Annotated in this window: 29 protein-coding genes and 1 pseudogene; 12 read left to right on the top strand and 18 right to left on the bottom strand. The window is 70.9% G+C overall.

Annotated elements, in window-relative coordinates:
- Positions 1-46: 46 nt before the first annotated feature.
- The 12 genes from FHR82_RS06030 to FHR82_RS05970 all read right to left on the bottom strand — a co-directional run bounded on the left by FHR82_RS06030 (position 47) and on the right by FHR82_RS05970 (position 11,440).
- Complete coding sequence (locus FHR82_RS06030) at positions 47-1,348, bottom strand: acyl-CoA dehydrogenase family protein (protein WP_311770899.1); 1,302 nt, start codon at positions 1,346-1,348, stop codon at positions 47-49.
- Between the two features lie 225 nt (positions 1,349-1,573).
- Positions 1,574-4,489 (bottom strand): FAD-dependent oxidoreductase, encoded by a 2,916-nt coding sequence (locus FHR82_RS45695; protein ID WP_225943934.1) that lies wholly within the window; start codon positions 4,487-4,489, stop codon positions 1,574-1,576.
- Positions 4,486-5,325 carry a ferric reductase-like transmembrane domain-containing protein gene (locus tag FHR82_RS06020; protein ID WP_184809166.1) on the bottom strand — a complete coding sequence of 280 codons (840 nt, stop codon included), beginning with the start codon at positions 5,323-5,325 and terminating at the stop codon, positions 4,486-4,488. Before FHR82_RS06020 ends, FHR82_RS45695 begins: the two co-directional genes overlap by 4 nt.
- Positions 5,322-6,047 (bottom strand): DUF4142 domain-containing protein, encoded by a 726-nt coding sequence (locus FHR82_RS06015; RefSeq protein WP_184809165.1) that lies wholly within the window; start codon positions 6,045-6,047, stop codon positions 5,322-5,324. The genes FHR82_RS06020 and FHR82_RS06015 overlap by 4 nt, the downstream gene beginning before the upstream one ends.
- 378 nt (positions 6,048-6,425) lie before the next feature.
- A complete protein-coding gene (locus FHR82_RS06010; protein WP_184809164.1) occupies positions 6,426-6,587 on the bottom strand; it encodes a hypothetical protein in 162 nt (53 codons plus the stop codon).
- A gap of 20 nt (positions 6,588-6,607) precedes the next feature.
- The gene (locus FHR82_RS06005; protein ID WP_184809163.1) at positions 6,608-7,306 is read right to left on the bottom strand and encodes an anti-sigma factor family protein; all 699 of its coding nucleotides are present in this window, start codon (positions 7,304-7,306) and stop codon (positions 6,608-6,610) included.
- Positions 7,303-7,845, bottom strand: a complete 543-nt coding sequence (locus tag FHR82_RS06000; RefSeq protein ID WP_221463522.1) for a sigma-70 family RNA polymerase sigma factor — start codon at positions 7,843-7,845, stop codon at positions 7,303-7,305. The genes FHR82_RS06005 and FHR82_RS06000 overlap by 4 nt, the downstream gene beginning before the upstream one ends.
- 100 nt (positions 7,846-7,945) lie before the next feature.
- Complete coding sequence (locus tag FHR82_RS45690; protein ID WP_225943935.1) at positions 7,946-8,734, bottom strand: Rieske (2Fe-2S) protein; 789 nt, start codon at positions 8,732-8,734, stop codon at positions 7,946-7,948.
- A complete protein-coding gene (locus FHR82_RS05985; RefSeq protein ID WP_221463301.1) occupies positions 8,734-9,420 on the bottom strand; it encodes a DUF6529 family protein in 687 nt (228 codons plus the stop codon). The genes FHR82_RS45690 and FHR82_RS05985 overlap by 1 nt, the downstream gene beginning before the upstream one ends.
- Positions 9,421-9,505: 85 nt before the next feature.
- Entirely contained in the window at positions 9,506-10,228 is a 723-nt protein-coding gene (locus tag FHR82_RS05980) for a hypothetical protein (RefSeq protein WP_184809162.1), read from the bottom strand.
- A gap of 222 nt (positions 10,229-10,450) precedes the next feature.
- On the bottom strand, positions 10,451-10,906 hold the full coding sequence (locus FHR82_RS05975) for a nitroreductase family deazaflavin-dependent oxidoreductase (RefSeq protein ID WP_184809161.1): 456 nt from the start codon (positions 10,904-10,906) through the stop codon (positions 10,451-10,453).
- Positions 10,907-11,008: 102 nt separating this feature from the next.
- Positions 11,009-11,440, bottom strand: coding sequence for an MmcQ/YjbR family DNA-binding protein (locus tag FHR82_RS05970; RefSeq protein WP_184809160.1), 432 nt, complete (start codon positions 11,438-11,440; stop codon positions 11,009-11,011).
- A gap of 33 nt (positions 11,441-11,473) precedes the next feature.
- On the opposite strand from FHR82_RS05970, the pseudogene FHR82_RS47935 reads away from it, so the two are divergent.
- A pseudogene (locus FHR82_RS47935) lies at positions 11,474-11,815 on the top strand (alpha/beta fold hydrolase); the annotation flags it as partial.
- Here the strand turns inward: FHR82_RS47935 and FHR82_RS47930 are convergent.
- Entirely contained in the window at positions 11,752-12,018 is a 267-nt protein-coding gene (locus FHR82_RS47930; RefSeq protein WP_376706387.1) for a hypothetical protein, read from the bottom strand. The pseudogene FHR82_RS47935 and the gene FHR82_RS47930 overlap by 64 nt on opposite strands.
- A 108-nt stretch (positions 12,019-12,126) precedes the next feature.
- Here FHR82_RS47930 and FHR82_RS45680 point away from each other — a divergent pair, with 108 nt between their 5' ends.
- The gene (locus FHR82_RS45680) at positions 12,127-12,264 is read left to right on the top strand and encodes an alpha/beta fold hydrolase (RefSeq protein WP_225945322.1); all 138 of its coding nucleotides are present in this window, start codon (positions 12,127-12,129) and stop codon (positions 12,262-12,264) included.
- On the opposite strand, the gene FHR82_RS05960 is transcribed toward FHR82_RS45680, so the two are convergent.
- The gene (locus FHR82_RS05960) at positions 12,261-12,890 is read right to left on the bottom strand and encodes a tetratricopeptide repeat protein (protein ID WP_221463300.1); all 630 of its coding nucleotides are present in this window, start codon (positions 12,888-12,890) and stop codon (positions 12,261-12,263) included. The genes FHR82_RS45680 and FHR82_RS05960 overlap by 4 nt on opposite strands.
- Positions 12,891-13,115: 225 nt before the next feature.
- Complete coding sequence (locus tag FHR82_RS05955; protein ID WP_184809158.1) at positions 13,116-13,772, bottom strand: maleylpyruvate isomerase family mycothiol-dependent enzyme; 657 nt, start codon at positions 13,770-13,772, stop codon at positions 13,116-13,118.
- A gap of 77 nt (positions 13,773-13,849) precedes the next feature.
- Here FHR82_RS05955 and FHR82_RS05950 point away from each other — a divergent pair, with 77 nt between their 5' ends.
- The gene (locus tag FHR82_RS05950) at positions 13,850-14,287 is read left to right on the top strand and encodes a MarR family winged helix-turn-helix transcriptional regulator (protein WP_184809157.1); all 438 of its coding nucleotides are present in this window, start codon (positions 13,850-13,852) and stop codon (positions 14,285-14,287) included.
- A 324-nt stretch (positions 14,288-14,611) separates the two neighbouring features.
- Here the strand turns inward: FHR82_RS05950 and FHR82_RS05945 are convergent, their stop codons facing one another.
- On the bottom strand, positions 14,612-15,670 hold the full coding sequence (locus FHR82_RS05945; protein WP_184809156.1) for an FUSC family protein: 1,059 nt from the start codon (positions 15,668-15,670) through the stop codon (positions 14,612-14,614).
- A 64-nt stretch (positions 15,671-15,734) separates the two neighbouring features.
- Between FHR82_RS05945 and FHR82_RS05940 the strand changes: the two genes are divergently transcribed.
- The gene (locus FHR82_RS05940; protein ID WP_311770898.1) at positions 15,735-16,562 is read left to right on the top strand and encodes an ATP-grasp domain-containing protein; all 828 of its coding nucleotides are present in this window, start codon (positions 15,735-15,737) and stop codon (positions 16,560-16,562) included.
- Positions 16,563-16,649: 87 nt separating this feature from the next.
- Here FHR82_RS05940 and FHR82_RS05935 read toward each other — a convergent pair whose 3' ends face one another.
- Positions 16,650-17,807: a 4-hydroxybenzoate 3-monooxygenase gene (locus tag FHR82_RS05935; protein WP_184809154.1), complete on the bottom strand. Its 1,158-nt coding sequence runs from the start codon at positions 17,805-17,807 to the stop codon at positions 16,650-16,652.
- Between the two features lie 52 nt (positions 17,808-17,859).
- A complete protein-coding gene (locus tag FHR82_RS05930) occupies positions 17,860-18,636 on the bottom strand; it encodes an IclR family transcriptional regulator (protein ID WP_184809153.1) in 777 nt (258 codons plus the stop codon).
- A 71-nt stretch (positions 18,637-18,707) separates the two neighbouring features.
- Between FHR82_RS05930 and pcaH the strand changes: the two genes are divergently transcribed.
- From pcaH to FHR82_RS05890, 8 genes are all read left to right on the top strand, one after another.
- Positions 18,708-19,478, top strand: coding sequence for a protocatechuate 3,4-dioxygenase subunit beta (gene pcaH / locus FHR82_RS05925; RefSeq protein ID WP_184809152.1), 771 nt, complete (start codon positions 18,708-18,710; stop codon positions 19,476-19,478).
- Entirely contained in the window at positions 19,475-20,026 is a 552-nt protein-coding gene (gene pcaG, locus FHR82_RS05920) for a protocatechuate 3,4-dioxygenase subunit alpha (protein ID WP_184809151.1), read from the top strand. Before pcaH ends, pcaG begins: the two co-directional genes overlap by 4 nt.
- Complete coding sequence (locus FHR82_RS05915; RefSeq protein WP_184809150.1) at positions 20,023-21,192, top strand: thiolase family protein; 1,170 nt, start codon at positions 20,023-20,025, stop codon at positions 21,190-21,192. The genes pcaG and FHR82_RS05915 overlap by 4 nt, the downstream gene beginning before the upstream one ends.
- Complete coding sequence (locus FHR82_RS05910; RefSeq protein WP_184809149.1) at positions 21,189-21,884, top strand: 3-oxoacid CoA-transferase subunit A; 696 nt, start codon at positions 21,189-21,191, stop codon at positions 21,882-21,884. Before FHR82_RS05915 ends, FHR82_RS05910 begins: the two co-directional genes overlap by 4 nt.
- The gene (locus tag FHR82_RS05905; protein WP_184809148.1) at positions 21,881-22,525 is read left to right on the top strand and encodes a 3-oxoacid CoA-transferase subunit B; all 645 of its coding nucleotides are present in this window, start codon (positions 21,881-21,883) and stop codon (positions 22,523-22,525) included. The genes FHR82_RS05910 and FHR82_RS05905 overlap by 4 nt, the downstream gene beginning before the upstream one ends.
- 56 nt (positions 22,526-22,581) lie before the next feature.
- On the top strand, positions 22,582-23,814 hold the full coding sequence (locus tag FHR82_RS05900; protein WP_184809147.1) for an NYN domain-containing protein: 1,233 nt from the start codon (positions 22,582-22,584) through the stop codon (positions 23,812-23,814).
- Between the two features lie 10 nt (positions 23,815-23,824).
- Positions 23,825-24,019 carry a helix-hairpin-helix domain-containing protein gene (locus tag FHR82_RS05895; RefSeq protein ID WP_184809353.1) on the top strand — a complete coding sequence of 65 codons (195 nt, stop codon included), beginning with the start codon at positions 23,825-23,827 and terminating at the stop codon, positions 24,017-24,019.
- 100 nt (positions 24,020-24,119) lie between these two features.
- A complete protein-coding gene (locus FHR82_RS05890; protein ID WP_184809146.1) occupies positions 24,120-24,410 on the top strand; it encodes a hypothetical protein in 291 nt (96 codons plus the stop codon).
- Positions 24,411-24,418 lie beyond the last annotated feature (8 nt).

Below are 24,418 nucleotides of genomic sequence, written 5' to 3'. Positions count from 1 at the left end.
AGGGTCCCTTCTGGACGTCGAGCGTCCGGAGGCGCCCTTCAGGGCCTCAGCGCCGCCACCAGCGGGACGGGACCGTTTCCGAGTCCTCGCTGTCGTGGGTGATGGGTTCGTCGGCGGCGCGGGCCACCCCGTTCAGCAGCCCGCTGCTCGCGCGCAGCTGCTCGGAGAACCGCGCCGACCACTGTTCCCGGTAGGTGCCGAGCGCCACCTCGGCCAGGCGGATCCGCTGGATGTCCGACGTGCCCGCCGGCGCGTAGATGTGGTTGGCATCGCGCAGGAAGCGCTCGATGTTGCTGTCGGGGTACAGCCCGTGCGCCGCGTGCACCTCCATCGCCGTGCGCGCGCTGTCCAAAGAGGACTCGACGTTGAGCAGCTTCGCGCTGATCAGCTCCGCGTCGCAGGGCATGCCCTCGTCGAGCAGGTGCGCGGCGTGGTAGGCGGCGAGCCGCGCGGTCATCAGCTGGGACTGCATCTGCCCCAGTTTCTGTCTGACAGTCGGGAGATCGGCGAGCGACTTGCCGTACCGCCCGTGCCGCGTGGCGAACTCGAGGGTCTGCTCGACGATCGCGCGATGGATGCCGAGCGACACCGCGGTCAGGTTCGGCCGTCCATACAGGACACTCGAGGAGTAGGCCACGGCGAGGCCGTCCCCTTCGGAGCCCAGCAGGTTTTCCGCCGGTACCCGGCAGTTCTCGAAGATCAGCTCACCGAAGCTGAACCCGTGCAGTCCCATGGCCGGCTGGTGGCGGCCGAGTGACAACCCCGGCGCCGACGAGTCGACGAGGAACGCGGACAGTCCACGGGACCCCGGTCCGGTGCGCATTACCACGCCGTGCAGATCACCGACATGACTGTTCCCGACGAACACTTTTCTGCCGTTGAGGAAATACTCGTTTCCCACCCGTTCGGCGGTAGCGGACATGCCGAGGACGTGCCCGCCGGATTCGGGTTCCGTCACGGCGATCGTCGGCATGCAACGGCCGTCGCTAACCATCGGCAGCCAGCGCCGTTTCTGCTGCTCATTGCCGAAGTGGACGATTTTCGCGACCCCGAGCTGAGAGGCCTGGACCATTGCGCCCATGGCACCGCTGACCCGCGACAACTCCTCGATGATGATCGTCTTGGCGAGGTGCCCGAGGCCCATTCCCCCATATCTGGGGTCGATCGTGACGCCGAGCCAGCCTTGCTGGGCGATGAGACGGGACAGCTCCACGTGGACGGACTTGGCCGCCTCCATGTCACCGACTCGCGGCGCGACCTTCACCTCGGCGAAGTCACGGACCTGGTCGCGCAGCCGTTCATGCTGCCGTGTGGTGAAATAGCTGGTCGTTCGGGTTGCGGTGGTCACTGGACGACCGCCGGCGTTTCGTCACAGATCAACACGAACTCCCTTTAAGTTGTGTGCGGTGCACAACTTTGCCACTACTACACCCTGAGCGGTACCTCCCAAATGGTGATGAGGATAACGCGCGATCACGAAGAGTGATCTTTCTCGCGGACGGTGATCATCCTCAAAGGACAGACCGCGTGCCACCCTGTTCCGTAGGGCGGCACGCGGCCGGGGAAGTGGAGGTCAGGCGTGCCGCCGCCTCCCGGAAGACCGAACAGGACGCTCGACGGCAGGCATGCTGTCGTAGGAGTCCTCCGGCCCGAAGCGCTGCCGGACCAGGTAGTCGTCATCGGGCCTGCTGTGCTTGGGAAGCCGGTCGAACGAGTCGTCCATGCTCGGCAGCGCGGGCACGAGGCGAATGCTGCTCAGCGCGGGATCCATGCTGTTGGACAGGCGCTCCTCAGCCCGGCGCCGCGCGGCACGCCCACCGTTGGTCGGCCCGTTCTTGGCGGGCCTGCGCGGGGGCATGCCCTCGACGACGGTCTCGTCGACGCTTCGCTCGACCGGAGGCGTCCGATCGAGTGACTCGGCCAGAGCGGCGAACGGGTCCTCGGGGCCACGCGCCCCGCCACCGAAGCCGCTGTCGGCGCCCTGCCGGGTCCGCGTCGCGTCACGCCGGGCCGGGGGCAGGTCGCCACGCGAGCCACCGGAGCCGCGCCGGACGGGCGGCAGGGTGTCGAACGAGTCGGTCGCACCCCGCCGCGCGGGCGGCATCGAGCCGAACGAGTCCTCGGCGCTCCGGCGAGCACGCCCCGAGGGAGAGTCCTGCGCGCCACGGCGGGCCGGCGGCAGCCCGCCGAAGGAATCCTTCGCACCACGACGCGCGGGCGGCATGGCACCGAACGAATCCTCACCGCCACGACGAGCAGGCGGCATGGCACCAAAGGAGTCCTCACCGCCACGACGCGCGGGCGGCATGCCACCGAACGAATCCTCGGCGCCGCGCGCCGGCGGCAGGGCACCGCGCGAGCCCGGCCCGCCACGGCGGGCCGGGGGCATCCCGCCGCGGGAGTCCTGCGCATCACGCGCGCGCGGCCCGTCGAAGGGGTCGGCCGGGCCCTTCGCGAACGAGCCGTCCGACCCGCGGCGGGCGGGCGGCAGCGCGCCGTAGGAGCTGCTCGGGCCGCGGCGGGCAGGCGGGATCGGGCCGTCCGGGGTGGCGGGTGGCATGCCCTCGATCATGGTGGCGGACGTGGCCATCGGGTCGTGGAACTCCGGCGGGCGGACGTGCCCGTTCGCGTCGAGGAGGGCCATCTGCCCGGTCACGTCGATCGCGAGCGAGTCGCCCTCGGTCAGCCTGCCCGCCAGCGGCTCGGGGAGACCGGGTGCGGCGCGGAACTGCGGGGGTGCGACCCGGTCGGCCTCCTGCGGTACCGGGAACCGGCCGCTCGGCGCCGGCCCCAGCGCGGGGTGACCGTTGCGCGGCGCGCCACCGAAGGGCGCCACCGGCCTGCCGTTCACCGGCGGCGACACCGGCGCACCGTTCACAGGCACACCGGGCACGGGCGGTGGGACCGGCGTACCGGGTGGCGGCAGCACCGGAGCGCCGTTCGCACGCGCGGCGGGCGGCGGCGGGATCGGGACGCCGGGCGGCGGCGGCACGGGCGTACCGGGTGGCGGCGGGTTTGGGGTGCCGGGCGGCGGGACCGCGCCGCCACGCGGCGGGCGGACCTTCACCGGCAGCATGCGGCTGAACGAGTCGACGACGTTCTTCGGCCGACCGGTCGGCACCGCACCTGCGCCGACGCCGACCTGGCCCGGCGGCTCCTCGACGAACGCGATCTCGTGCTCGCGCTTCTCCGCGCGCTGCGGCTGCTTGTCCTTGGGGGGCAACGCATGCCGCCCCTTGCCGCGCTTCACGGCGCCGCCACCCACGGACACCGCGGGCGCGGGCTCGGCAGGCGTGCGGGGCCTGGGCGCGGGGTTCTGCCTGCTCACGCTGTCGGTCCAGGCCAGCACGGACGACGGGCAGTCCAGGCCGACCACCCCGAACAGACGGCCTTCCTTGGAGTACCCGTAGACCGTCCCGGTGCCCTCGTCGGGCGTGCCGAGCGTGATGATGTCCTTGCCCAGCTTGGGCATCCCGGCCGCCTGGATGCGCACGCCGTACTGCTCGGTCCAGAACCGCGGCATCGGCGTGAACGGCTCCGCGGCCGTGCGCCCGGCGAGCAGGCTCTCCGCGGCGGCACGGCCCATCTCGATCGCGTTCAGCCAGTGCTCCACGCGCCTCGGCACGTTGTCGAACCGCAGGTTGGGCCACTGCGCGACGTCACCGGCGGCGGCCACGTCCTCGGCGCCGACGACGTGGCAGGTCGGCTCGCAGACCACGCCGTTGTCCAGCGGCAGACCGGAACCACGCAACCAGCCGGTCAGCGGCACGGTGCCCGCCGCGACCACGACGCAGGACGCGAGCAGGGTGGTGCCGTCGGTCAGCCGCAGCCCGATGCCCTCCGGCCCCGGCGCCCACTCCTGCACCGAGTTGCCCAGCGCCAGGTCGACGCCGTGGTCGCGGTGGAGGTTGGTCAGCCACTGGCCGAGCTCGGGCCCGAGGACGTTGCCCAGCAGGGTGTCCTGGCGGCCGATGAGCGTGACCTCGCGGGAGAGGTGGCGCAGGCTCGCGGCGATCTCGCAGCCGGTGAACCCGCCGCCGACGACCGCGACGCGGCCCTTGGTGGAGCCGATGACGCGCTCCAGCTCCATCCCGTCGGCCATGGTGCGCAGCACGAGCACCCTCGGGTCGTAGTACGGCAGGTCGTTGGGGCGCTTGGCCTCCACGCCGGTCGCGATGACGAGACCGTCGTAGGTCAGCTCCTCGCCGCCGGGCAGGTGCAGGACCTTGTTGTGCGGCACCAGTTGCCGGACCTGCGTGCCGAACCGCCACTTCGCGTTGAGGTCCTCGTACGCGGGCAGCGTGAGGTCGCTCGACCGCAGCGAGCCCATGAGCAGCTGCTTGGACAGTGCCGGCCGGTGGTACGGCGGCTGCTTCTCGTCACCGAGGAGCATGATCTCGCCCTCGAACTTGAGCTCACGGAGTCGTTCCGCGGCGCGAAGGCCGGTCAGGCCCGCGCCGACCACGACGATCCGTTCGTCCCGGTTCATCGGGTGCGTACCTCCTGCAACTGGATGGCCTGCATCGGGCAGGACCGTGCCGCCGCCTGCGCCTGGGCGCGGCTGTCGGTGTCGGGGTCACGGACGTAGCGCAGTCGTCCGTCCTCCATGAGCTGGAACAACTGCGGCGACTCGGCCTGGCAGATGCCGTACCGCTTGCACCGCTGGTTGTCGACGCTCACCTGTACCTTCCGCCCGACGCGCGGGCCTGGCGGCGGTGGCTCGACGACCGCCAGCTGGGTACCGGTGGTGGCGGGGGCGGCTGCGAGCAGCCCCGCGCGGATCAGCATCTTCGGTGGGAGGAACCGGAGTGCCGTGAGTGTGACGGCCGGGGTCAGCACCGTGATGCCGCCGAGCCAGAGCAGTGCGAGGTGGCCGTTGTGGATGGCGCCGAACCACGAGTGCACGACCACCATGCCGACCGCGATGTAGGCGAGCTGGTGGAACCGCAGCCAGTTGCGGTAGCGGATGAACCGCCGCATGCCGGTGGTGATCGTGATCGCGACCATGAGCTCGAGGCCGAGGATGCCGAGCGCGTGCCGGGCCGTGCCGGAGAACGGCACCGCGATGCCGACGACGTCCAGGCCCTGTTCGCGCAGCAGCAGGAACACGATCGCGTGCGAGATGCCGGTCGCGAGCGTGAAGGTCGCGAAAATCATGTGCGCGGAGCGGATGGCCTGGTGCCCGGTGAGCCTCTTGATCCAGCCGGTGGCGGTCAGCACGCCCCAGCACAACGTCAGGCACATGAAGACGTAGGAGGCTCTGGCCGACAGGGCGGCGACCTCGCGGACGCCGATGTCGTGCTGGGGCAGTGCGATCGCGATCATTCGGTGGACCCCGGTGCGCTGAAGGTCCGCACGATTCCGATGGTGGCCGCCGCCATCAGGACGGCGACGAGGCCGGCGAGCAGTAGGTCGCCACGTGTCAACGTGTTCTCCGGATAACTGGGCTGACGGGCCGCTGCCTCGGCGAACATGCCGTGCTGTGCGCTGACATGACCGGTGCCCTCGAGCAGGGTCATGTGCTTCATCACGATCTCGTTGGCCTGGGTGGCGAAGTCGCGGATCACGGGGTTGCGGGTGCCGGAGCGGACCTCGGCGATCAGACCGAACACCGTGCCGTGCGCGGCGCGGAGCCGGTCGGCGAACGCGTTGTCGAAGTCCTCGCCGTTCTTGCTCGAGATCTCGTCCATCCACCCCTGCGTCGACGACGACGGCTGGTCGGACAGCCGGACGCCGAACTGGTCCGCGAGCTGGTTCACGACGGTGTCGAGCTTGGTGTGGTCGGCGGCCAGGACGGCGCCGGTGTCGCGGACGGCCTGGGAGTTGCCTCGCTCGGTGGCGAGCTTGCCCATGGGGATCTCCCACAGGTTGGCGAAGTTGATCACCGTGAGGAACTCGCGGTCGAGGTCGGACAGGGCCTGCTGGGCACGTTGCTGGTCGGGCTGCGCCTGGCTCGCGCTCGCCATCGCGACGCCGACCGCCGGGCAGGCGGCGCCGAGGAGCACGAGGAACGCGGCAACGGACCAGCGAACAATTCTGCGTCGCATGGTTCAGGTCACCCGCGATTCAGTTTTTTCCCATTTCGTGTAGCCCGGCCGTTTTCCACATGCCTTGTGGGTCGCCGTACTCGCTGCCGGCACCTTCGCGCAGCTGGCAGCCACCGAGGAGGAGCGCGGAGATCGTTGCCAGTACAGCGAGTCCGGCAACTCTAGAGCTCGGCATCCTCATGGATGAACTCCTCTGCAGTAGATATCAGAACGATTAAGCCGCGTCAAGATTTTTGTTGCGGGCACGCCTCGTTGCAGGTGCTACCCGTATATACGTTTGGTAACGGCGGCAGCGTTCAGATCACCCACCTGGAGATGTGTGGCGTGGGTCACATCGGCTGCCTTGTCGGGGTGAACGGCACAGTTCCCCCTGGAGAGTTACCGGGGCGTCATGCTGATCAGCATGGTGGAGCGGGCCCGTGACCTGCGGGTTCTCGCCGGATGGCTGCGCAGGCGGGTCAGGGAGGTCGCGGACACCCACGAGCTGACGGCCTCGCGGGTCGCGGTGATCAGGCGGCTCGACCGGGAGGACCCGGCCACGGCGAGCGACCTGGCTGGGATCAGAGCGGGACGGAGACCATCGTCTGGCCGTCCTGGGTGCGGATCTCGATGGCCTTCACCTGGTCCGGCGGGATCAGGGCGGTGCCCTCGAGGTCGGTGCCGTTCGTCGAGCCGTCCTTGGACACCAGCCAGCCGCCTGCCAGGATGTCGTCGCCGTCGTTCGTGACCACGTACATCTCGCAGCGGAGGCCCTCCGCCAGGCCCTTGACGTTGGCGTTGACCCAGACCCAGCCCTTCCGAGGTTCCAGCGCGACGTTCATCGTGGTGCCGGTCTGCGAGTCGGTGGCCTCCGCGAGGCGGGCGTTCGACGGCAGCGTGGACGTCGGGGGCTGCTGGGCGACCGGCGGGTCGGAGACGGTCTCGCGGCCCAGCAGGATGCCGCCGCCGAGTGCCACGGCCACCGCGACGGCGGCCGCGACCGCGAGGCCGGCCGACATGCGGCGGCGGGGCGGGGCCGCGACGCGGACCTGGCGGATGGTGCGGCGCAGCAGGAGGTCGCCGTCCTCTGGCGGGCCGTCGATGAACGCCTCCGGTGGCACCTGGTCCAGTGCGCGCCGGATCATCATCAGCTCGTTGACCTCGCGCTGACAGTCCATGCAGGTGGCCAGGTGCTGGTGCACCTGACGTGCCTCGACCGGGTCGAGTGCGCCGAGCGCGTAGGCGCCGAGCTGAGCCCGGTCGTGCACGGGACCGCTCATTGACGCACCTCCCCCGAATGCCCCAGCGTCGCCCGCAGTGCGCGGACCGCGTGATATGTCCTCGATTTCACCGTACCGGGCGCGATGCCGAGCACGGTGGCGGTCTCGTTGACCGTCCGGCCGCGGTAGTACACCTCGACGAGCACGGCCCGGTGCTCCGGCGACAGGCCCTCCAGCGCCCCCATGACAGTCATGGTGTCGACGACCGCGTCGGCGTGGTCGCGCTGGGCGGCAGGCACGTCGATCGGCTGGTTGACCTCGGTCGGCCGGGCGGCGCGGGCGCGGGCGCGGTCGGTCACGAGGTTGCGGGCGACTGTCAGCAGCCAGCCCCGCACGGAGCCGACGCCGGACTGCAGCGCGTCGGCGTGCTTCCACGCCCGCAGCAGCGTCTCCTGCACGACGTCCTCGGCCGCGGCGCGGTCGCCGGTCAGCCTGGTCGCGTAGTCGAGGAGGCTTCGGCCGTGTTCGGCGTAGAGGGACTTGATGAGGTCCTCGGCCGGGTTCGCGGCACGCGCGCGCCGAGAACGTCTGCCGATCATTGCCACGGCCGCCATCACCTGCCCCAGTGGCCGGTCGATGAGCAGGGTACCTGTTGCGACTTCGCTCACGACTGGAACACGGTTGTGAACCGGGTTCGGTTCATGCCAACGAGATCTGATCTCCGGTCACCTTAACGGCAACGGCCGGCAGCGGTGCGGAGGCGGGCCCCTGTGACACCGATCCGTCGAGGCCGAACTTGCTCCCGTGGCAGTTGCAGTTGATGGTGCCACCGTTGACGTCGTTGACGATGCAGCCCTGGTGGGTGCACACCGCGGAGTACGCGCGGAACTCCCCCGGCGACGGCTGCGTGATCACGACCTGCTCGGCCTGGAACACCGTGCCACCGCCGACCGGGATGTCCCCGGTCGACGCGAGGCCCTCCGGCGCGTCGGCCGGTGGCTCTTCCGGTGGCGCTGGTGGCTCTGTCGTGCCCGGGTCCGTCGTACCCGGCGCTGTCGTGTCCGGGGCGGCCGCACCCATGACAATGTCGCCGCTCTCGTTCACGGTGACCTCGACCGGCGGCAGGGGCTGTGTCGCCGGGCCGGTGGTGACCGACCCGTCCAGCCCGAACTTGCTGCCGTGGCAGTCGCAGTTGATGGTGCCCGCGGCGACGTCGTTGACGACGCAGCCCTGGTGGGTGCACACCGCGGAGTAACCCTTGAACTCGCCCTTGGCTGGCTGTGTCACCACGATCTTCTCGTCGCGGTACACGACACCGCCGTTGACGGGGATGTCGATGGCTTTGCCGAGCACCTGGGGCGGCGCGCCGGGGGTGACGGTCTGCGCCTCGGGTTGCGGGCTGGACGCGCCGTACCGGGTGCAGGCCGCGCAGGCGGCGCCCACGACAGCGAACCCCACCGCGGCGCGGCGGGGGATCTCGTGACTCATTACAAACTCACCCCGAACTCGGAGAAGAACCACAGGGACGACGTCACCCACAGGCCGACGAGGGCGGTGAACACGGCCGCGCCGATGACGGGCAGCGCCCAGCCTGGCGTGCGGGACTTGGTGAGGACGACCATCTTGCAGACGAACAGGCCGTAGAAGAAGCAGCCCAGCAACGAGTGCAGCAGCACCCGGGTGTCGAAGGACTGGAACCCCAGGGCGTAGAGGCAGTGCGCGGCGACCGGCAGCGACACGATCACCGCGAGGCGGCCGGACCAGCGGTGCACCACCGCGGTGCCGCGGCCCGCGGTGAACCCGGGCAGTCTGCCCCAGATCGCCATCGCCGACAGGACCTGCACGAGCGCGAGCGCGAACGCGACGGAACCCAGCCACACCTTGGCGTGCAGGCCGTCGGAGAAGCCCGCGAGGTTCAGCGCCTCGCCGGTGGGTTCGTGCGTGCTGCCGTACACACCCATGACGACGGCGACGAGCGCGCCGATGCCCAGCGCGACCACGACACCGCGGATGTTCACGGGCTCGGCGTAGATGTCCTCTTCCTCGAACGTCACCGGCGCGACGTTGGTCGCGGTCTCGTTGAGCCAGTGCCCTGGCACCGGCTGGGTGAGGTCGGAGTCAAGGGGTGGTCCGGTCGGTCCGAAGTCGGGCGGCTCAGGCGGTCGCGTGGTCATCGGAGTCTCCTTCGTGCTGCCGGGACTCGGCCGACCCGGCACCCTCTGTCGCGTGCTCGGTTCCCCCGCGGAACCGGGTGGAAGATCAGCCGAACGTGGTCTCGCCGGAGACCTTCTCGGCACCGACCCGCTCGCCACGGACCGTCACGGCTCCCTTGGCCGGGTCGAGGGCGGGTGCCGGCGCGTTGCCGGACGCGGAACGGGCGATGCCGACCTGGGTGCCGTCGGGCAGGATGATCCAGCCGAGCGTGGTCGTGTCGCCCTCACCGCGGTACAGGCCGGCGGGCGCCTGCGCGGGCGCGAGGCTGAACTGCAGCGGCTGGCCCGCGATCGTGATGGTGCCGTTGAGGTTCTCGCCGGTCAGCTCCGCGGTCAGCGTGTTGGCGCCGTCCTTGGACTTCAGGTCGACCGTGCCCTCCACGGCCGTGCCCTTCAGCCAGGTCTCGACGTTCGCGCCGTCGCAGAGGTACGCGGCGGCCTCGTCGCCCTTGACCGCGACCGCGATCGCCATCGGGCTGTCCGCGGCGCGGCCGGCGAAGACCGCCTCGGCCGGGAACTCGGGCTCCGGCGGTGCCGGGAGGTCGGTCGTCGTCGACGCGGGTGGCGCGGGCGGCTCGGTCGTCGTCACCGGCGGCGCGGGCGGCTCGGTGGTGACCGGTGGCTGCGTGGTCTCCGTCGCCGCGACGTTCTCCTGACCGGGCGTCGTGTTGCCCGCGGTGACGAGACCACCCGACGCGTTGGCCGCCATGAGACCCACGAGACCAGCCACCACGACGGCGGCGGTGACCAGCGGACCACGCTGCGCCATGACCTTCTCCTGTCCTTGCGTATGCCGACAATGAGCCACCAACCCGCTCAGGGGATACACGTACCGGTCGGTGGCTCGGTTCAGTCGGTCTTTTCGGGCAGGATTTGGGGCGATCAAGCGGTTGCGGCATCCCGGCGGCGGCGCAACCGCTCCACCTTGACGCGGCGCGGCGCTTCTTCTGGTCGCGCTACTTCGGCGCGCCCGCGGCGGTCCTCGTGCAGGTCACCGTGTGGTGAGGCGGATGACCGGGTACTGCCGGTCGGACTTGGCCTGGTACTTCGCGAGCCGGGGCTGGGCGGCGGTGATCCGCGCCCACGCCTCCTCCCGCTCGGCGTCGGCGAGCTGGTGCGGCGTCACCGGGACGGGCTCCTGGCCGGGCAGTTCGATGGTCGCCCGGCCGGGGTGCGCCATCAGGTTCGCGTGCCAGTCCGGGTTCAGGCTCCCGCCGCCGGACGCGACGATCAGCCGGGCGCCCTCCCCGTCGGCGAACCACGCGACGGGGGTCTCCCTCGGCTGCCCCGACCGCCTGCCGACGGTGTTCAGGATCAGCACGTCCATGCCCATGAACTGACCTCTGCCACCGCGGACCTTGCGTGTCATGCGGGCGTTGGCCTTCTGCTGCGTCCACCGCGAGAACGCCCCTGGTGTACCGGGCTTGCGCTTCTTCTTCTCTGCCATGGCCGTCACGCTAGGTGCGGTCGCGGCGAGGGTGCTTCTCGATTCCTGACCGGTCCGGCGCAGCGCGCCTGCTGATGCTCGCGTGCCCGGTGCCGTCGGGGTTCAGCCCGGTCCGCCTTCTGCGGGACCCGGCCGGGAAACCTGTGCCGCCAGCTTCTTCGGCGCCCGCAGGCAGTAGCTCTCGGTGAGCAGCTCGGCGATCTCGTCCCAGTCCGCGTCCGGTTCGACCACCATGCCGACGACCTGCGGGTGCCAGCTCGGCTTGTAGAACGGGTGCCCGGTGCCGACCAGCGCGGCGAGCTCGTCGCCGTCGGCGCGGAAGGTGAGGACGGTGGCGTCGCCGACGTACGGGACTTCGCGGGTGTAGGCGGGCGGGTACTCGTCACTGATGCCGAGGACGTGGGCGAAGGTCTTCTTGCGGACCAGCCAGCGGGTGCCGACCCAGGCCTGTTCCTCGTAGACGCCGGGGAGCGCCGTGCACAGCGCGCGGAGGCGCTCGAGGACGTCGTCCGGCACGTCGGGGCTGTCCGGCATCGGCTTCTCCCAGAATTGTCGGTGCTCTGCTGCATGATGCCCGCCATGAACCTGAACCACGTCGACATCGGCACCGGCACCCCTGTTCTCGCACTGCACGGCTGGACCCCGGACCACCGGCTGATGCTCGGTTGCCTGGAGCCGGTGTTCGAGCGAAAACCGGGGTACCGGCGGCTGTACCCGGACCTGCCGGGCATGGGCGGGTCCCCTGCCCCGCCGTCGGTCGCGTCGTCGGACGACGTGCTGTCGGCGGTGCGCGAGTTCGTGTCGGACACCATCGGCACGGAGCCGTTCCTGTTGGTGGGTGAGTCCTACGGCGGGTACCTGGCACGCGGGCTCGCGCGGGCGCTGGGGCCGCGGGTGCTGGGGCTGGCCCTGATCTGCCCGATCGGCGTGGCGGTGGAGCACTCGACGAGGGACGTACCGCCACGACAGGTGCTGCGGCATGCGCCGGGACTGCCGGAGAACGAGGAGTTCTCGTCGATCGCGGTGGTGTCCTCCCCGGAGACACTGCGCCGGTTCACCGACGAGATCGAGCCAGGGCTGGCGGTGGCCGACGAGGAGGCCTTGGCCCGCATCCGGCGGCGGTGGCTGCTGTCCGACGACCCGGAGGGTGGCGAGGAGTTCCGCCGTCCCGCGCTGATCCTGGCAGGCCGACAGGACGACGTGGTGGGCTACAACGACCAGTGGGCGCTCTTACCCCACTACCGAGGGCGACGTTCGCGGTGCTCGACGTGGCGGGTCACAACCTGCAGTTCGAGCAGCCGGCGCTGTTCGACGCCCTGGTGTCGGAGTGGCTGGAGCGGGTGGCGGCCGAAACCTAACCGAGCTTCGCCCTGGCCTCCGCGACCCACCCGAGCACGGCGTCCGCCCCGCACTCACGTGCGACGGCGACCGCCTCGTCGAGGTGCGCCCGCGCCTCCCCGGGATCGTCGGCGAGGTGGGCGAGCCCGACGAGGTTGGCCGCGACCCCGGCCTGGAACCCGATCTTGCGCCGCAGTTCGGTCGACTCGACGAACAGCTCCCGTGCTGCCGGGACCCGCCCGGCGGCCTGCTCGACGAACCCGAGGTGCCGCAGGATGTAGGACAGGGTGAGGTCGTCGCCTGCCTGGGTGGCGAGCGCACGCGCCCGCCCGAGCACGGGCACGACGGTGTCGTGGTCGTCGCGGACGACCTGGTGGTAGGTGGCGACCCAGAACAGGGCCTCGGCTTCGCCGCGCTCGTCGCCGACCCGGTGGTAGAGACCGACGGCCCGCTCGAAGAGCGGAAGCTCAGCCGGATCCTCGACCCTGCGTGCCAGGAACCGCGCGTGCACGACCTTGCCCCTGGCAAGCGCGAGATCGGCGTCGATCGCGTCGAGCTCCCGGTCGGCGGCCACGAGAGCGGCATCGTCACCACCGAACACGGCCCGCTCGTACAGCTCGTTCGCCCGGATGAGCCTCTCGTCCATGCCGACCCCGTCCATGCGCCCGTAGTGGCGGCCGGAGTGTAGCGACAGAAAGGAGATCGACGAGGGAGACAGGGCGGCTCGACGCCCAGGCTCCGAGCGGCAACGGCGCAGCGCGACACCGTGCGAAGCGCGGCAGCGTGGCAGCGTTCGAAGCGCACACCTGGGTTGGCTGCGTGGCGCCACGAACCGTGTTGGTCCACATCGCGGCGATGCGGGCCGCGACCGTCAAGCTCGGCGACGCTCGCCGAGTTCCGCGGTCAACGCACAGGCGCCAGGACCGCCGAGTCGATGCAGCGCAGCGGTGCGCCCGGTGAGCAGAAGCAGCAACGCCTCGATGGGCCCGCTGACCTCCCGCACGCCACCGCCGGCCTGCCACTCCACGTCAGTGGCCACCAACCGGTAGCCCGCCAGCCGCCGCCGAGCCCAGAACGGCCACCCCATCGACCACACCCGGGTCGCACCATCGGCAGCGGCGGCCACCGGCATGGGATGCGGCCGCTGCAACGGGATCGCGATGTCCTGGGCGTGTACCAGCGTGTCGTAGAGGATGTTGCGGCTGTTGGTGAACGGCGGCAACCGACGGGAGGCCGCGTGCGCCCGCAGGTCCGCGACCAGCCCGGCGACCGGCCGCGCATCAGCGTGGGCCACCGAGATGTCGTGGTTCAGGCGGTGAAAGCGGCCGCGTGCGCGGACGGCCCACACGAGCATGTCCAGCACGCCCGGCGGTTGCGGCGCCAGCGACACATGTGCGGCCACATCGCGCACACGCCAGCCTTCGCACAGGGAAGGACGGTCCCATTCTTCGGCGGTCAGGGTGTCGAGCAGGGAAGCCAGCTTCAGCCGTTCCTGTTCTATCGCCCGCCAGCGCTGCTCACGGTCCATGGGAACCTCCCGTTAGCATTAGTCAGATGCGCTGACCAAATTAAGTCAGATTCTCTGACCAACGTCAAGGGGGCTCCGTGACGGAGGACCAGCTCAACACCGGGCTGCTGCTCTACATCCCGTACCGGTCGCTGGAGAACCGGGTCGTCCAGGCACTCCACGACGCGGGCTACCGCGACATCACCACCGCGCAGATGAAGATCGTCCAGCGCATCGGGCCCGGCGGGACGCGGTTGACGGACCTCGCCGAGCAGGCGCAGGTGACCAAGCAGACCGCCGGGTTCCTCGTCGACCAGCTGGAGAAGGCGGGCTGGGTCGAGCGCGTACCGGACCCGACCGACAAGCGGGCACGTCTCGTGCGCATCTCCGGACGCGGTGCGGACGCTCTTCCCATCGCCGCCGCGGCCGTGGCCGAGGTCGAGGCCGAGTGGGCGACGCACCTCGGCAAACGCCACCTGGCCCAGCTGCGGCAGATCCTCGGCAAGCTGCGGGAGATCACCGATCCCTACGCCTAGTGTCCACTTGCGTTGGCCGGGTGGGTTCGTGGTTTTGTCCTCGCCGGACGGGTGTCGTCGTCGGACGGGCGTTCTCGCCGGGCGGGTTTGCCGGCGGCTTCTTGCCGGACGGGTTCGCCTCCGGCGGCTCCTCGCCGGAGGGGCAGGTCTCTGGGATGGCTACCCAGTTGGCATCTTCGGTTCTCTGGCATGGGTCGGTCTGCCTGCCATCCCGTTGTGCCGTGAAAGGCGCTTTCACGGCATACCACCCCTCCCCGGTACGACGATCACCGTCGGCTTGGCCGGATCCGCCGCAGGACCCGGCAAACGCTGGTGGACACCGCACTAACTGTGACCGTCGAGGACCGCGTCGCATGCTCGTTCCACTGCCAGCAGCAGCGTGGCCTGGGTGCTCCAGTCCAGGCGCACCCCGTCCTTGGCCAGCTCGCCGCGCTCCACCAGTTCCCGGCGCCGGGATCGGCTGCGGTCGCGCGCCTCGGCCACGCTGCAGGGTGACGCCCTCGTGGTTTCGGCGTCGTGGTGGGTGGAGACGGCCGCGGCCAGGGCGTCGAGCAACTCGGCGTACGAGCCGGTGAACCACTCGCCTGCGACCGGTGCGTTGCCCGCCGCGGCGGCGTGGAGTGCCTCCGTGATGTGCTGCACCTGCCGCGCGACCTCGTACAGGCTGCCGAGGCTCTGGGTCCCGTCGTCGGTCTCCCGGCCTCGGCGCAGCAGCCAGCGCGGGTTGTACCTGGTGCTCTCGCGCCCACGCCCGCGTGCGTGCTCCGCACCGCGCACGACGTCCTCGAGCTGCCGCGCGCGGCGCTGCCACAGGCGGGCGTGGCCATCGTCCCAGTCGCGGCGGAGGCCGTCGGCTACGGCGTGCAGCAGGTCCTCCAGCTCGGCTGCCACGTCCTCGACGGCCTGGCGGCCCGCGCGCAGGTGCAGTGGTGGCAGGACGAACATGTTCACCGCGAGCCCGATCACCGCGCCCAGCACCCCCTCGATCACCCGGTACTGCAGGTAGTCCGCGTTGCCCGCGGTGCCGTACGCCAGCATCAGCAGCGCGGTCACGCCGATCCAGATGCCGCTGTCGCCGAGCCGGTGCCACTGCCCCATCGCGGCGCCCACGAAGACGGCGACGGGTAGCGCGATGGCCACGTTCGGGATGACGGTGATCGTCACGAAGGCGAGCAGCACGCCAAGGACCAGGGTCGCGACGGTCCGCACGGCCTCCGCGAACGACCGGTACACCGTCTCGGACATCATGAACACGGCCGCGTACGGCGCCATGAACGACTGCGGCGCGTGCACCTGCCGTGCCACGAGATAGGCGATGGCCGCCGCGACCGCCGCCTTGCCCGCCTGGAGGAATCCTTCGCGCTGTCTCGCCGTGAGCCGCATGCCGCCCTGGTTTCCTCGCGGCCACAGGGGATATTCGCGTTGCGCGGTCCGCGACGATGGGCACGTGCTCCTGTTCCCTTGCGATCCGTTCCGGCCGCGCCGGGTCGACGACCACTTCGCGCCGGAGGCCGAAGCGGCCCGTGACCTGGGCATCCCGTACGCGCTGATCGACCACGACGCCGTGCCGCGCGACCCGGCGCGGGCCGTGCGCGGTGTGCCGGAGGGCACAGCCTTCTACCGCGGCTGGATGCTCCGATCGGCCGACTACGCGGCCTTCGAACGGGCGCTGTCGGCCCGCGGCGCCACCCTGCGCACGACCACGGACCAGTACCGCACCGCTCACGAGCTGCCCGGCTGGCACGCCGCGCTCGCACCGCTGACCCCGGCCGCCGAGTGGACCGAGGACTCCTCCCGCACCGCGTTCGACGCCGCGCGGCAGCGCCTCGGTGACGGGCCCGCGGTGCTGCGCGACTACACGAAGTCGATGAAGCACCACTGGGACGAGACCGTGTACATCCCGTCACTCGCGGACGGTGACGCGGCATGGCGGGTCGCGAGCCGTTTCCTCGAGCTGCGGGCGGAGGACTTCACGGGCGGGTTCGTGCTGCGCCGGTTCGAGACGTTCTCCGGCGCGGAGATCCGCACGTGGTGGGTGGCCGGCGCGTGCCGCCTGATCACCGCGCACCCGGACACCCCGGACGCGCGACCGGCGGAGGTGGACCTGGCCGAGCTGACGCCGCTGGTGCGGGCGCTGGCGCTGCCGTTCGTCACGGTCGACCTGGCCCGCCACGCCGACGGCCGCCTGCGCGTGGTCGAACTCGGGGAGGGCCAGGTCAGCGACCGCCCGGGCACCACTCCACCGGAGCAGCTCGTCAAGCTGCTTGCAGAATAACCCCTATCAGGGTTACATGTGGGGTTATGCGAACCGTTCTCGTCGCGCTGGTGGTCGCCGTTCTCCTCGTGGTCGCATTCGTGTGAGTCAGAACCCGATCGGCAGCCCCGCGTAGTTCTCCGCCAGGCCCCGCGCGCCCGCCTCGCTCGACGTCACCCACCGCAGCTGCGACAGCTGCAGCTGCCGGTCGAACGGGTCGTCCGTCGAGTGCAGCATCGTGGTCATCCACCACGAGAAGTGCGTGCACCGCCAGACGCGGCGCAGCGCGCGGTCGGAGTACTCGTCGGCGAGCCGAGGGTCCTTCTCCCGCAGCAACGCCACCAGCGCGGGTGCCAGCAGCGCCACGTCGGCGAACGCCAGGTTCAGCCCCTTCGCACCGGTCGGCGGCACGATGTGGGCGGCGTCGCCCGCGAGGAACACCCGGTCGCGGCGCATCGGGGCCGCCACGTTGCTGCGCATCGGCAGCACGCTCTTGTCGGTGATGGGCCCCCTGGCGAGCTTCCAGCCGTCCTGCCCGTGCCCGAGCCGGTCGGACAGCGCGTCCCAGATCCGCTCGTCCGGCCACTCCGCGAGGTCGGTGCCGGACGGAACCTGCAGGTACAGCCGGGTGACCGTCGGCGAGCGCATCGAGTTGAGCGCGAACCCGTCCGGGTGCCAGGCGTAGATCAGCTCGTCGGTCGACGGCGCCACGTCCGCGAGGACCCCGAGCCAGGAGTAGTCATAGGTCCGTTGCCAGGTCTGGCCCGGCACCACGTCGCGGGTCGGCCCGAACGAGCCGTCGCAGCCGACGACCACGTCCGCGTCCACCCGCGCCGGCCGGTCGTCCACCGTGAACGTCACGTACGGGTCGGCCGGGTCGTGCACGGCCGTGTCCCGCACGTCGTAGATGATCTGCTGGCCTGCCCGGTCACCGGCGCGGCCGAGGTCCTTCTGCACCTCGGTCTGCCCGTACACCCACACGCTGCGCCCGACCAGGTCCACGAAGTCGAGGTGGTGGCGTTCCCCCGGCCACTGCAGGTGGATCCCGCGGTGCTCGTCGCCCTCGCGGGCGATCCGGTCGCCGAGGCCCGCCGATCTCAGCAGCTCCACCGTCGAGTGCTCCAGGATGCCGGCGCGGATGCGGGACTCGACGTAGTCACGGGTGCGTGTCTCGACCACGACCGACTCCACGCCGCCCGCCCTGAGCAGGTGGGACAGCAGCAGCCCCGCCGGGCCCGCGCCGATGATGGCGACCTGGGTTCGCATGCACTCAGTCAATACCCGACGCCGGGGTGCACACAACAACGCGGACTTCCGCTCAGTGGAAGTCCAGAGAAGTCCGGGTCAGGTCGATGCTGCGGCCGACGCCCTGGGCCGCCACCTGCAGCGCGGCGACGAGCCGGGGGCGGTCGCGGCCGAGCCTCGGCACGACGATGCCGAGTGCCGCCACCACGGGACCGTCCGGCGCGGTGATCGGCACGGCCACCGAGCACGCGCCGAGGCTCATCTCCTCGGTGGTCTGCGCGTAGCCGTCGCGGTGCACGCGCCGCAGCTCGGTCCGCAGCCGCCCCGGCTGGGTGACCGTGTACGCGGTGACGCGGGTGAGGTTGCGGAACACCCAGGCCCGCACGTCGTCGGGCGCGTGCGCGAGCAGCACCTTGCCGACGCCGGTCGCGTGCATGGGCAGCCGCGACCCGACGTCGCTGACCACCGGCACCGACACGTGCCCGGCCCGCCGGTCGAGGTAGAGCACCGAGGTGCCGTCGCGCACCGCGAGGTGCACGGTCGCGAGTGTGGCCGCGTACAGGTCGTGCAGGAACGGCGACGCGATCTGCCGCAGCCCGGACTGCACCGGCGCCAGCAGCCCGAGGTCCCACAGGCGCCGTCCGATCACATACTCACCCGAGTCCCGCCGCACCAGCGCTCCCCACTCGACCAGCTCGCCGACGAGCCGGAACGCGGTCGCCATCGGCAGGTCCGCGCGCCTGGCGAGCACCGTGAGCGTCATGGCCCGGTGCTCGTCGTCGAACGCGCCGAGCACGGCCAGCACGCGCGACGCGACGGTGGTGCCCGGTCGTGCGCTGTTGCCCGACACCTAGATCGTCCTTCCGCTCAGTGGAACAGAAGTCTCGCACCCACACGGCCGTCCGGCCTAACGTTGTCGTCGTGACCGAAGCAGTTCGTGCGTCATCGGACGCCGCGGCGACGACGCAGGCGGAGATCGGTGCCGAGATCGCGGCGATCGCCGCGACGCGTACGGGCGAGGAGACCCAGCCGCGGCTGGACTACGCGCCCTACCGCAGCAGCATCCTGCGCCATCCGACGAAGTCCCCGTACCAGGCCGATCCCGAGGCGGTCGAGCTGTTCGCGCCCGTGTTCGGGCCGCAGGACGTCGACCCGCTCGAGGCCGACCTGACGATCCAGCACCTCGGTGAGCCGATCGGCGAGCGCATCGTCGTGACCGGGCGGGTCACCGACGGCGACGGCAAGCCTGTCGCGAACCAGCTGGTGGAGATCTGGCAGGCCAACTCGGCGGGCCGCTACCTGCACCAGCGCGACCAGCACCCCGCGCCGCTGGACCCGAACTTCACCGGGGTGGGCCGCTGCCTCACCGGGCCGGACGGCACCTACCGGTTCACGACGATCAAGCCGGGTCCTTACCCGTGGCGCAACCACGTGAACGCGTGGCGGCCTGCCCACATCCACTTCTCGCTGTTCGGCAGCGAGTTCACCCAGCGGATGGTGACGCAGATGTACTTCCCGGGCGACCCGCTGTTCGGGCTCGACCCGATCTACCAGTCGATCGTCGACCCGGCGGCCCGCGACCGGCTGGTCGCGACCTACGACCACGACGTCACGCTGCCCGAGGTCGCCACCGGCTACCGCTGGGACATCGTGCTGACCGGCGGCCACCGCACGTGGAGCGAGTCGGCATGATCGGGGCTTCCGGAACGAATCACCCGGTCAGCCGCCCGACGCCGGGCCAGACGATCGGCCCGTTCTACGGGTACGCGCTGCCCTACGAGGGCGGCCCGGACCTGGTGCCGAAGGGCCACCCGGACGCGATCCGCCTGCACGGCGTGGTCCTGGACGGAGCAGGCGCGCCGGTGCCGGACGCGCTGCTGGAGATCTGGCAGGCCGACCGCACCGGCGACGTGCCGAGGAAGGCCGGGTCGCTGCACCGCGACGGCCACACCTTCACCGGCTGGGGCCGGGCGAGCACGAACAACGTGGGCGAGTACTCGTTCACCACAGTCATGCCGGGCGCCCCGTTCATCGCGATGACCGTGTTCGCGCGCGGCCTGATGAACCGGCTGTTCACCCGGGTCTACCTGCCTGGCGCGGCCGATCCGTTCCTGTTGTCGCTGCCGCCCGACCGCCGCGAGACGCTGGTCGCGGAGAAGGACGCGGGCGGACTTCGGTTCGACGTCACACTTCAGGGCGATCGGGAGACGGTGTTCATTACCTACCCTGGACATTCATGAGCGGAGCTTTCGTTTACGACGCGGTGCGGACGCCCTTCGGCAAGTTCGACGGTGGGCTGGCGAAGGAGCGGCCGGACGACCTGGCCGCGACCGTCCTGCGGGCCATCGCCGACCGCACACCCGGCCTGGACCCGGCCGCCGTCGACGAGGTGACGCTGGGCCTCGCCAACGGCGCCGGCGAGGACAACCGCAACGTCGGCCGGATGGCCGTGCTCCTCGCGGGCTGGCCGGTGACCGTGCCCGGTTCGACCGTCAACCGGCTGTGCGGCTCCAGCCTGGACGCGGTCATGTCGGCGTCGCGGCAGATCGAGACCGGTGACGCGACCGTCGTCGTGGCTGGTGGCGTCGAGTCGATGACCCGCGCGCCGTGGGTGCTGCCCAAGCCGGACCGGGCGTTCCCGGCGCGGGACGTGACGGCGGTGTCGACCACGCTGGGCTGGCGGCTGGTGAACAAGAACATGCCGAAGGAGTGGACGGTCTCCCTCGGCGAGTGCAACGAGCGGCTGCAGGAGGAGTTCGGCATCTCCCGCGAGCGGCAGGACGCGTTCGCGGAGCGGTCGCACCGGCTCGCGCACGCCGCGTGGGAGGCCGGGTTCTACGACGACATCACCGTCCCCGCCGGCGAGCTGACCAGGGACGAGGGCATCCGCGCCGACACGTCGGCGGACAAGCTCGCGAAGCTGAAGCCCTCGTTCCGCACCGACGGGACGATCACCGCGGGCAACGCGTCGCCGCTGTCGGACGGCGCGTCGGCCGTGTTGGTGGCGGCCGAGTCGGCGGACCTCGGCCGCGACCCGGTCGCGCGCGTCGCCGGGCGGGCCGCGTACGCGCTGGAGCCGCGGCGGTTCGGGTACGCGCCGGTGGCGGCGGCGAACAAGGCGCTGGAGCGGGCCGGGATCACCTGGTCGGACGTGGGTGCGGTGGAGTTGAACGAGGCGTTCGCGGTGCAGTCGCTCGCGTGCGTGGACGCGTGGAAGATCGACCCGGACATCGTGAACACGCGCGGCGGCGCGATCGCGCTGGGGCACCCGCTCGGCGCGTCGGGCGGCCGGATCCTGGGCACGCTCGCGAAGGTCATGCGGACCGACGGCCACCGCTGGGGTGTCGCCGCGATCTGCATCGGGGTCGGCCAGGGGCTAGCGGTGGTGTTGGAGAACGTGGCGTGACCACCATCTGTGAGTCCGCCGACGAGGCCGTCGCCGGGGTCACCGACGGGGCGACGGTGCTCGTCGGCGGGTTCGGCACGGCCGGTCAGCCGGTCGAGCTGATCGACGCGTTGCTGCGGAACGGGGCCACGGACCTGACGATCGTGTCGAACAACGCGGGCAACGGGTCGCACGGGCTCGCCGCGCTGCTCGCCGCGGGCCGGGTGCGGCGGATCGTGTGTTCCTTCCCCCGGCAGAAGGACTCGTACGTGTTCGACGAGCTGTACCGGTCGGGGCGGATCGAGCTGGAAGTGGTGCCGCAGGGCAACCTCGCGGAGCGGCTGCGGGCCGCGGGCGCGGGGATCGGCGCGTTCTACTGCCCCACCGGTGTCGGCACCCCGCTCGCCGAGGGCAAGGAAACGCGGACCATCGACGGCCGGGACTACGTGCTGGAGTTCCCGATCCACGGCGACGTCGCGTTGATCAAGGCGCGGCAGGCGGACGCGCTCGGGAACCTGGTGTACCGCAAGACCGCCCGCAACTTCGGGCCCGTCATGGCGACGGCCGCGAAGCTGACCGTCGCGCAGGTGCTGTCGGTGACCGAACCCGGTTCACTCGACCCGGAAGTGGTGGTGACGCCCGGGATCTTCGTGGACCGGGTGGTGGCGTGCCCGTCGCCCGCCGTACTCGCGGAGGAAGGGGCGGGGGCGTGAGCGGAGCGAACCGTCGGACACCGGGTCGTCTCGACCGCGCTGGCATCGCGAAGCTGGTCGCCGCCGACATCCCGCCCGGCTCGTACGTGAACCTCGGCATCGGGCAGCCGACGCTGGTGGCGGACTACCTGGCGCCGGACGCGGGCGTCATCCTGCACACCGAGAACGGCATGCTCGGCATGGGACGGGCCGCCCAGGACGACGAGGTGGACCACGACCTGATCAACGCGGGCAAGGTCCCGGTCACGGAAACCCCTGGCGCGTCGTACTTCCACCACGCCGACTCGTTCGCCATGATGCGCGGCGGGCACCTCGACGTGTGCGTGCTCGGCGCGTTCCAGGTCTCCTTCGACGGCGACCTCGCGAACTGGCACACCGGCAAACCCGGCGCGATCCCCGCGGTGGGCGGCGCGATGGACCTCGCGATCGGCGCCAAGCAGGTGTACGTGATGATGACGCTCTTCACCGAAGCCGGCGTGCCGAAGCTGGTGCCGTCGTGCACGTACCCGTTGACCGGTCTGCGATGCGTGAGCCGCGTGTACACCGACTACGGCGTGTTCGCACTCGGCGGCAACGGTGTCGAGATCCGGGAGACGCACGGCATCGAGGAGCCCGACCTCCGCGACGAACTGGGGCTGTAACACCACTCGTGTGACGACGATTCGTAGTGCATCGGGGTCACAACGGGGGTGTATGCGTGCACGCCAACCAGCTCGCGGCCGACGGCCACCGCAGGGCCGCGCTCTTCGTCGACTTCGAGAACGTGCACCGCGGGCTGTGCGAGTCCAGCCCGGAGGCGGGGCGGCGGTTCGCGACCCAGCCCGCCCGGTGGGTGCAGTGGATGGAGCGGACGCTGGGCCCGCTCGTGGTGGACCTCGACGACCAGCCGCGCAAGCTGCTGCGGCGCATCTGTTACCTCGAGCCCGCGCGGTCCGGGCAGTACCGGCCGTACTTCACGCGCGCCGGGTTCCGGGTCGTCGACTGCCCCGCGCTGACCACGATGGGCAAGAACAGCGCCGACATCCACATGGTGCTGGACATCCTCGACACGCTCACGCACCCGGAGCGGTACGACGAGTTCATCGTCCTGTCGGTCGACGCCGACTTCACGCCCGTCCTGCTGCGATTACGGGAGCACGACCGCCGCACCGCCATGCTGGTCAGCGGACCGGCCGCGGCGGCGTTGCAGGCGGCGTGCGACTTCGCGATCCCCGACTCGGTGTTCCTCGACGAGGCGCTGGGCCTGGCGGTGGAGGACGAGTCACCCGCACCGGTCCCCATCGAACTGGACGAGCTGCGGACGCGGATGCGGCAGGTGGTGCGGGACCTGGTGTCGTCGGCGGCGGAGCCGGTCGTGATGGCACGGGTGGCGCACGAGGTCCGCAAGACCGTCGGTCTGTCGGTCGACACCACGAACTGGGCGGGCAGCGGGAGTTTCGGCAAGTTCATCGCGCAGATGACCGACGAGCACCTGCGCGTCGACAGCAGGCGGTCGCCTGGCTGGCTGTACGACCCGACGCGGCACACGGCGAGCGCACAGGCCGCGCTGAACATGTCCGAGGTGGTGGACCGGGTCAGCAGGCTGGTCGACGCGCCCATGCTGTCCCCGGAGACGTACGCGACGCTGTTCGGTGTGCTCGCCGAGGTCGGCGACTCCGACGGTGACGGCGACCAGGCCGAGGCGGAACGCAGGGCGCGGGACCGGTGCGCGGAGCTCGGCCGTCCGGTGTCCCGGCCCGCGGTGCACTTCGTGGTGGTGGGCCTGCGGCACCAGGGGATCGCCTGGCCACACCCCGGCCTCGACGCCGGGAAACTGGCGGAGGCGTTCGCGGAGAACGTGCTCGCACTCGCCGCGGACGTGCCGATGGTCCTGTCCGACGGCGAACGCGCGGAGATCCGAGGGTGGCTCCAGCCCGGCGTGGTGGCCTAGATTCGTCGGCGTGGACGAGACCGAGTTCCCCCAGCGCATGGGCAAGGTGGCACCGCGCGAGCTGGCGCTGAACGGCTACACCCGCTACGAGCAGTTGACCACGATGACATCGAAGGAACTCCTGAAGATTCACGGCGTCGGCCCCAAGGCGATCCGGATCCTGGAAGAGGAACTGGCCGCGCGCGGCCTTTCTTTCACCCAATGAGCCCACCCGGCCCCACTTCCGGGTAATACTTTCCGGAATTCCCGGCACGTGCTGGGCCGTTTCCGCACGTCGAATCCCCGAAAAGCCGAGCAACACAGACATGTCCGCCCGCGACGCACCGGGTGACGTACTACCTGGCGGGAAACCCGGCCTCGGGCCCGGCGATCAAACCGGCCAGGTGCTCGCGAACGGCAACGTGATCCAGAACTTCGCGTTCGACATCACGGGGAAGACGTTCACAGACATGGGATACGTCAAGAAACACACGCATTTCCTCGCCACCAGCACGTCCGCCACGCTGGAATTCCGGAGCACCACCGGCAGCGGGTTCGGCCCGGTCATCGACGCCGTCCACGTGGAGAGCTGCCTGCTGGTCATCTGCGTCGGCTGAGCCACGGA

The sequence above is a fragment of the Actinophytocola algeriensis genome, assembly GCF_014203735.1.
Lineage (GTDB): Bacteria > Actinomycetota > Actinomycetes > Mycobacteriales > Pseudonocardiaceae > Actinophytocola > Actinophytocola algeriensis.
Note: the sequence above shows the minus strand (reverse complement) of the source record. Positions and strands in the feature narration are given on the sequence as shown.

Excerpts from the sequence above, each read along its gene's own strand:
- FHR82_RS45695 (WP_225943934.1), bottom strand. The coding sequence starts at position 4,489 with ATGAACCGGGACGAACGGATCGTCGTGGTCGGCGCGGGCCTGACCGGC.
- FHR82_RS06020 (WP_184809166.1), bottom strand. The coding sequence starts at position 5,325 with ATGATCGCGATCGCACTGCCCCAGCACGACATCGGCGTCCGCGAGGTC.
- FHR82_RS06015 (WP_184809165.1), bottom strand. The coding sequence starts at position 6,047 with ATGCGACGCAGAATTGTTCGCTGGTCCGTTGCCGCGTTCCTCGTGCTC.
- FHR82_RS06005 (WP_184809163.1), bottom strand. The coding sequence starts at position 7,306 with ATGAGCGGTCCCGTGCACGACCGGGCTCAGCTCGGCGCCTACGCGCTC.
- FHR82_RS06000 (WP_221463522.1), bottom strand. The coding sequence starts at position 7,845 with ATGATCGGCAGACGTTCTCGGCGCGCGCGTGCCGCGAACCCGGCCGAG.
- FHR82_RS45690 (WP_225943935.1), bottom strand. The coding sequence starts at position 8,734 with ATGAGTCACGAGATCCCCCGCCGCGCCGCGGTGGGGTTCGCTGTCGTG.
- FHR82_RS05985 (WP_221463301.1), bottom strand. The coding sequence starts at position 9,420 with ATGACCACGCGACCGCCTGAGCCGCCCGACTTCGGACCGACCGGACCA.
- FHR82_RS05980 (WP_184809162.1), bottom strand. The coding sequence starts at position 10,228 with ATGGCGCAGCGTGGTCCGCTGGTCACCGCCGCCGTCGTGGTGGCTGGT.
- FHR82_RS05975 (WP_184809161.1), bottom strand. The coding sequence starts at position 10,906 with ATGGCAGAGAAGAAGAAGCGCAAGCCCGGTACACCAGGGGCGTTCTCG.
- FHR82_RS05970 (WP_184809160.1), bottom strand. The coding sequence starts at position 11,440 with ATGCCGGACAGCCCCGACGTGCCGGACGACGTCCTCGAGCGCCTCCGC.
- FHR82_RS47930 (WP_376706387.1), bottom strand. The coding sequence starts at position 12,018 with ATGCGGGCCAAGGCCTCCTCGTCGGCCACCGCCAGCCCTGGCTCGATC.
- FHR82_RS05960 (WP_221463300.1), bottom strand. The coding sequence starts at position 12,890 with ATGGACGAGAGGCTCATCCGGGCGAACGAGCTGTACGAGCGGGCCGTG.
- FHR82_RS05955 (WP_184809158.1), bottom strand. The coding sequence starts at position 13,772 with ATGGACCGTGAGCAGCGCTGGCGGGCGATAGAACAGGAACGGCTGAAG.
- FHR82_RS05945 (WP_184809156.1), bottom strand. The coding sequence starts at position 15,670 with ATGCGGCTCACGGCGAGACAGCGCGAAGGATTCCTCCAGGCGGGCAAG.
- FHR82_RS05935 (WP_184809154.1), bottom strand. The coding sequence starts at position 17,807 with ATGCGAACCCAGGTCGCCATCATCGGCGCGGGCCCGGCGGGGCTGCTG.
- pcaG (WP_184809151.1), top strand. The coding sequence starts at position 19,475 with ATGATCGGGGCTTCCGGAACGAATCACCCGGTCAGCCGCCCGACGCCG.
- FHR82_RS05915 (WP_184809150.1), top strand. The coding sequence starts at position 20,023 with ATGAGCGGAGCTTTCGTTTACGACGCGGTGCGGACGCCCTTCGGCAAG.
- FHR82_RS05890 (WP_184809146.1), top strand. The coding sequence starts at position 24,120 with ATGTCCGCCCGCGACGCACCGGGTGACGTACTACCTGGCGGGAAACCC.